Genomic DNA, 6693 nt, shown 5'->3' with positions numbered 1-6693 from the left:
TACCTGGTTGATAGGTCGAAGGTGTAAGTGCAGTAATGTATTTAGCTTATCGATACTAATAGGTCGAGGACTTGACCAAAATCATTAACTAAATGATATACAGTTTTCAGAGTATTAACTCTAAAAGATAAAGATTATGTGGTTATTATAGCAAAGAGGATACACCTGTTCCCATACCGAACACAGAAGTTAAGCTCTTTAGCGCTGATGGTACTTGGGGGGCGACCCCCTGGGAGAGTAAGACGTAGCCACGTAATCTTTTTTTATGTGAAAAAATAGTAATATTTATATTTTAAAGCATATAATAAAAAATAAGTCTTTATAAAAATCAATACTAAGCTATACAATATTTCCAAAATCATTTATTTAATGCAAATGCGATAAATTTGCTATATTAAATGATATCTAAACAAACGATTAGTTCAAAATATGCATCAATTCCAATAAATTTCTATATTAAAAATAAAAAAATTTAAATACTTAATAATATAATCTAAACCGCCTTAACTAAAGTTAGGTATTTTTTGTTATATAAGATAAAAGTTATTTATTTAAATGTATTTATATTATTTATTAAGGACTTCAAGTAAACGTATTTAAACATTAAATAACATAGTTTATAATCTTTAATATTAAAAGAAAAAGGGAGGGGATTAGGATTATGTTTAAAAAATTTAATAAAATCTTAGTTGCTAACAGGGGAGAAATAGCTATAAGGATATTTAGAGCCTGCTCTGAATTGGGGATAAAGAGCGTGGGGATATATAGTAAAGAAGATAAATATAGTTTATTTAGAACAAAAGCAGATGAATCTTATTTAATAGGAGAAGATAAAGGTCCAATAGACGCATACTTAGATATAGATAGTATTATAGAATTAGCTAAGAAGAAAAATGTAGATGCAATTCATCCAGGATATGGTTTCTTATCTGAAAACCCAGAATTCGTAAAGAAGTGTGAGAAAAATGGAATAACATTCATAGGTCCATCAGCAGATATAATGAATATGATGGGAGATAAAATAAATTCAAAACGAATAGCAAAAGAGGTGGATGTAGCTACTATACCAGGAATAGATGAACCAATCAAAGATATTAAAAGAGCCAAAGAAATAGCTAAAGAAATAGGATATCCAATAATGCTTAAAGCTTCTAACGGCGGTGGCGGTAGAGGTATGAGGGTTGTTTATAACGAATCAGATTTAAGTATAGAATATGAAACAGCATGTAGTGAATCAAAAAAAGCTTTTGGTGAAGATATGATATTCATAGAAAAGTATATAGCTAATCCTAAACATATAGAGGTACAGATATTAGGGGATAAGTATGGAAATATAGTACATTTGTATGAAAGAGATTGTTCAGTACAAAGAAGACATCAAAAGATAATAGAATATTCACCAGCATTTTCTCTAGGCGATAAATTGAGAGAAAATATATGCAATGACGCAGTTAAAATAGCTAAGCATGTAGGATATATAAATGCAGGTACTTTAGAATTTTTAGTAGATGATAGTGGAGAATACTATTTTATAGAAATGAACCCAAGGATCCAAGTAGAACATACGGTAACTGAAATGGTAACCGGTATTGATATAGTGCAAAGTCAAATATTAATTGCTCAAGGATATAGATTAGATAGTGATGAGATAAATATAAAATCTCAAGAAGATGTAAAACTAAGAGGATATTCTATTCAATGTAGAATAACAACAGAAGACCCTAAAAATAGATTTATGCCAGATACAGGTAAAATACAAGTATATAGAACTGGTTCAGGATTTGGTATTAGACTAGATGGAGGTAATGGATTTGCAGGGGCAAATATAAGTCCATACTATGATAGTCTACTTGTAAAGACTATATCTTGGGATAGAACATTTAAAGGTGCAATAAATAAAACTATAAGATCTATCAAAGAATTTAGGGTTAGAGGTGTTAAAACTAATATAGGATTTTTGGTAAATGTATTGAATAATCCTATATTCGTAGAGGGAAAATGTAGCACCAGATTTATAGATATTAATCCAGAATTATTTGAGATAAGAGAAAGTAAAGATAGAGGTACAAAATTACTTCAATTTATAGGGAATACAGTAGTAAATGAAAATAAATGCGAAGATAAACCTTCATTTGATTCAATATATCAGCCTAAGATAAATAAAGATATAATACTTAATGAAGGAAGTAGGGATCTGTTTAATAGATTAGGTAAAGAAAAGTATATGGAATCTATTAAAAATGAAAAGAAACTATTGCTGACAGATACAACTATGAGAGATGCACATCAATCATTACTAGCTACAAGACTTAGAACATATGACTTATTAAAAGTAGCAAAACCAACTAATGAGTATATGAAAGATTTATTTTCTATTGAGATGTGGGGCGGAGCAACCTATGATGTTGCATATAGATTTTTAAAAGAATCTCCATGGATTAGACTACAAAAACTTAGAGAAGAGATACCTAGTGTATTATTCCAAATGTTATTTAGAGCATCAAATGGAGTTGGATATAAAAATTATCCAGATAACGTAATTGAAGAATTTATAAAACAATCAGCAGAACAGGGAATAGATGTATTTAGAATATTTGACTCTCTAAATTGGGTGGAAAATATGAAGCCATCTATATCAACAGCTTTAGAAACTGGAAAAATAGTAGAGGCTAGTATATGTTACACAGGAGATATATTAGATCCAACAAAGAATAAATATAATTTAGAATATTATATAAGAATGGCTAAAGAGCTAGAAGAATTAGGTACAGATATAATATGTATAAAAGACATGGCAGGCTTACTTAAGCCATATTCAGCATATACTCTTATAAAAGAATTAAAAAATAATGTCAATACTCCTATACATCTTCATACACATGATACAAGTGGAAATGGTATTGCAACTTGCCTTATGGCATCTGAGGCAGGGGTGGACATAGTGGATGGAGCATTAGAAACTATGGCAGGTTTAACTAGCCAACCATCACTAAACGCTATTGTAGAAGCACTTAAAAATACTGAAAGAGATACTCAGATTAATTTATATGGATATGAAGAAATAGGAAACTATTATAAAGATTTAAGAAAAATATATTCTAGATTTGAAAGTGATTTATCAAATCCTTCTGCTGAAATATATAAATATGAGATACCAGGAGGACAATATACAAATCTAAAACCACAAGCTGATAGCTTAGGACTGTCAAATAAATTTGATGAAGTAAAAGAAAAGTATAAAGAAGCAAATGAAATATTGGGAGATATTATAAAAGTAACTCCATCATCTAAAGTAGTAGGAGACCTTGCTATATTTATGGTAAAAAATAAATTAGATAAGAATAACATAATAGAAGAAGGTGAAAAATTATCATTTCCAGATTCTGTATTAGACTACTGTAAAGGAATGATAGGTCAACCAGAAGGAGGAATACCAAAAGATATTCAAAGGGTAGTATTAAAAGGAGACACTCCGATAGAAGAAAGACCTGGTAAATTAATTCCAAAGGAAGATTTTGAAAGTATAAAAGCTGATTTAGATAAGAGATTCAAAATGAATACAAATATAAGAAATATATTAAGTTATACTTTATATCCAAAGGTATATGAAGATTACCTAAAACATCTGCAACTATATAATGATATATCAAAGCTAGATAGTCATGTGTATTTCTATGGATTAAATAAAGGTGAAGAGTGTGAAGTAGAGATAGAAGAAGGTAAAATACTTACTATAAAGTTAGTAGATATAGGTGATGTTAAAGAAAATGGAAATAGAACAGTATCATTTGAATTAAATGGTATGATGAGGGATATAGATATAAAAGACAATAACTACTCTGGGAACATAAAAGATATAATAAAAGCTGATATGAATGACCCTATGCAAATAGGAGCTAGTATACCTGGAAAAGTAGTTAAAATTTTAGTTAAAGAAGATGATGAAGTAAAACAAAATCAACCAATGATTATTATAGAAGCAATGAAAATGGAAACTATAATAGTTGCTAAAGCAGATGGTATTGTAAAATCAATAAAAGTTGAAGAAGGGGAATTAGTAAGAGATAAGCAATTACTTATAACTATGAAAGATAAATAAAAAATTCGCTTAACTCATATAAAACAATACTTAAGAATTTCTAATATAAATTAAATAGATTAAAATATGAAGATATTCTTCTTTAAAGTTAGTTTGTAATAATATGATAAGCTAAAAAAGAACTTATGCTTAAAAGGCATAAGTTCTTTTATTTATCGAAAAATAGAAGAAATAATTGTCAGTATAAGGACATAATCAATTGAATAAATTAAACTTCGATAAATAGATAAAATGTATATCAATAGTGAAATATGAGAAAAAATATTATTAATATACTGCATTAGAATTGTATAAATAATAAGTGGAATTATATATAGATTATTGAATATATATATATAAAATAAAATTTATTATTAAATATGAAATTACAGTAAAAGAGAGGAAAGAGGTAATAAGTATAGAATTAATGACTAAGACCTTAAGTACTAACTATTTCTTGGGAAATACTTATATCACCACCTAGAGTTAAGATGTTTACATACTTATTATCAAAAAATAAAATTTAGTTATGTAATTATAGTGAAATACTCAAAGTAATTTATAAATTATAAAGGTAGGTGCTTATATGAAAATTTACGATAGTAGTAATATAAGAAATATAGCAATACTAGGTCATAGTGGATGCGGGAAGACAAACTTAATTGAAGCCATAGCATACACATCAAAGTTAACTAGTAAAATACCGAGAATAACTGATAAAATGAATATGACATACAGTATAGGATTAACTCCAGTAGAGTATAATGACTATAAATACAATCTATTAGACACACCAGGTTACTTTGACTTCTGTGGAGAAGTAATATCATCTCTTAATGCAAGTGATGCAGCTATAATAGTTATAGATGCAACAACTGACGTCCAAGTGGGAACAGAAAAATCATTAGAGTTAACTGAAAACATGCCAAAAATAATGTTCATAAATAAAATTGATAATGAAAAATCTAGATATAAAGATACACTAGCTATGCTTAGAGAGAAGTATGGCAATAAAGTAGTACCAATGATTATACCTATATATAAGAATAAAGAATTTATAAAATTACATAATGTTTTTGAAAATATGGATGGATTAGATGGAGAATTTAAGCAAGAAGCTATGAGTGTAAAAGAAGCGTTAATGGAGCTTATAGCAGAAACAGATGATGAGTTATTAGATAAGTATTTTAGTGGAGACGATTTAAGTGATGCAGATATACAAAAAGGTATAACTATAGGTATGCAAAGAGGAGATATAATTCCTGTTATATGTGGTTCAACGATAAACAATATAGGAACAGCTGAAATATTAGAAACTGTTTCAAAATATTTGCAGCCAAAGTACTCTAATATAGAGGCTAAATTTAAAGGGCAAGTATTTAAAACAATAGTAGACCCATTCATAGGAAAAATGTCTTATATAAAGGTAACTCAAGGTAAAATAAATAAAGACTGTGAATTATTTAATTTGAATAAATCAGAGAAAGAAAAAATATATAATATATATACTATGAAAAATGGAGACCTTATAGAGCTAAGTGAGGCTAGATGTGGAGATATAATAATTGTAACAAAAGTAAATTCACTTCAAACTGGCCACACTGTATCTATAAGTAAGGATGAATACGAATTAGAAGATATAAACTTACCAAAGCCACAAATATATTATGCAGTGGTTCCTAAAAATAAAGGAGATGAAGATAAGATAGGTTCTGCATTAAATAAAGTGGTTGAAGAAGACCCAACTATTAAGTGGTATAGAAATCCTGAGACAAAACAAGTATTAATAGGAGGTCAAGGGGAACTCCATATAAATACTATAAAAAATAAGATTAAGTCAAAGTTTGGTGTAGATATTGGCTTAGAAGATATAAAAGTAGCTTATAGAGAAACTATAAAAGGAAAAGCTGAAGTTCAAGGTAAGCATAAAAAGCAGTCAGGAGGTCATGGGCAATACGGAGATGTCAAAATTAAATTTGAAAGAAGTAATTTAGATTTTGAGTTTGCTGAAGAAATATTTGGTGGATCTGTACCAAAACAATATATCCCAGCAGTAGAAAAAGGTATAAAGGATTCCATGGTAAAGGGAGTTTTAGCAGGTTTTCCAGTTACAAATATAAAAGCAACTTTATATGATGGGTCATATCATGATGTAGACTCATCAGAAATGGCATTTAAATTAGCAGCAGGTATAGCATTTAAGAAGGGTATGGAAGAGGCTAAGCCAGTTTTACTAGAGCCTATAATGAAGTTTAAGATAACTGTTCCAGAAGAGTATATGGGGGATATAATGGGGGATATAAATAAGCGAAGAGGAAAAATACTTGGAATGGAATCTGATGAAAAAGGAAAACAAATAATATATGCAAATGCTCCACAAGCAGAAACTTTTAAATATGCAATAGATTTAAGGGCCATGACTCAGGGAAGAGGTTATTTTGAGATGGACTTAGAAACATATGAAGAAGTTCCAGCTCAATTAGCTCAAAAAATAATAGAGTTGGAAAATAATAAATAAAATTTAAGGCTCTAGATTGCTCATCTAGAGCCTTAAATTTTTTAGAAAGTACAAGTTAAACCTTGGAACAATAATGAAAAAAATGCATATAAATTAG

Annotated in this window: 2 protein-coding genes and 2 rRNA genes; all 4 read left to right on the top strand. The window is 28.7% G+C overall.

Translation table 11 applies throughout. The features are described 5' to 3' along the window. A 23S ribosomal RNA gene (locus I4U66_RS12060) occupies positions 1-79 on the top strand; the annotation flags it as partial. A gap of 58 nt (positions 80-137) precedes the next feature. After that, positions 138-254: ribosomal RNA gene (gene rrf / locus I4U66_RS12055) — 5S ribosomal RNA — on the top strand. 407 nt (positions 255-661) lie between these two features. Continuing rightward, positions 662-4099, top strand: a complete 3438-nt coding sequence (locus tag I4U66_RS12050; protein ID WP_092921734.1) for a pyruvate carboxylase — start codon at positions 662-664, stop codon at positions 4097-4099. Positions 4100-4664: 565 nt separating this feature from the next. Next, positions 4665-6596, top strand: coding sequence for an elongation factor G (locus I4U66_RS12045; protein ID WP_092921736.1), 1932 nt, complete (start codon positions 4665-4667; stop codon positions 6594-6596). Positions 6597-6693 lie beyond the last annotated feature (97 nt).

The sequence above is a fragment of the Romboutsia sp. D33t1_170424_H2 genome (genome assembly GCF_015669105.1).
Taxonomy (GTDB): domain Bacteria; phylum Bacillota; class Clostridia; order Peptostreptococcales; family Peptostreptococcaceae; genus Romboutsia_C; species Romboutsia_C hominis.
The sequence above is the reverse complement of the archived record's forward strand: the minus strand, read 5'-3'. Positions and strand labels throughout refer to the sequence as shown.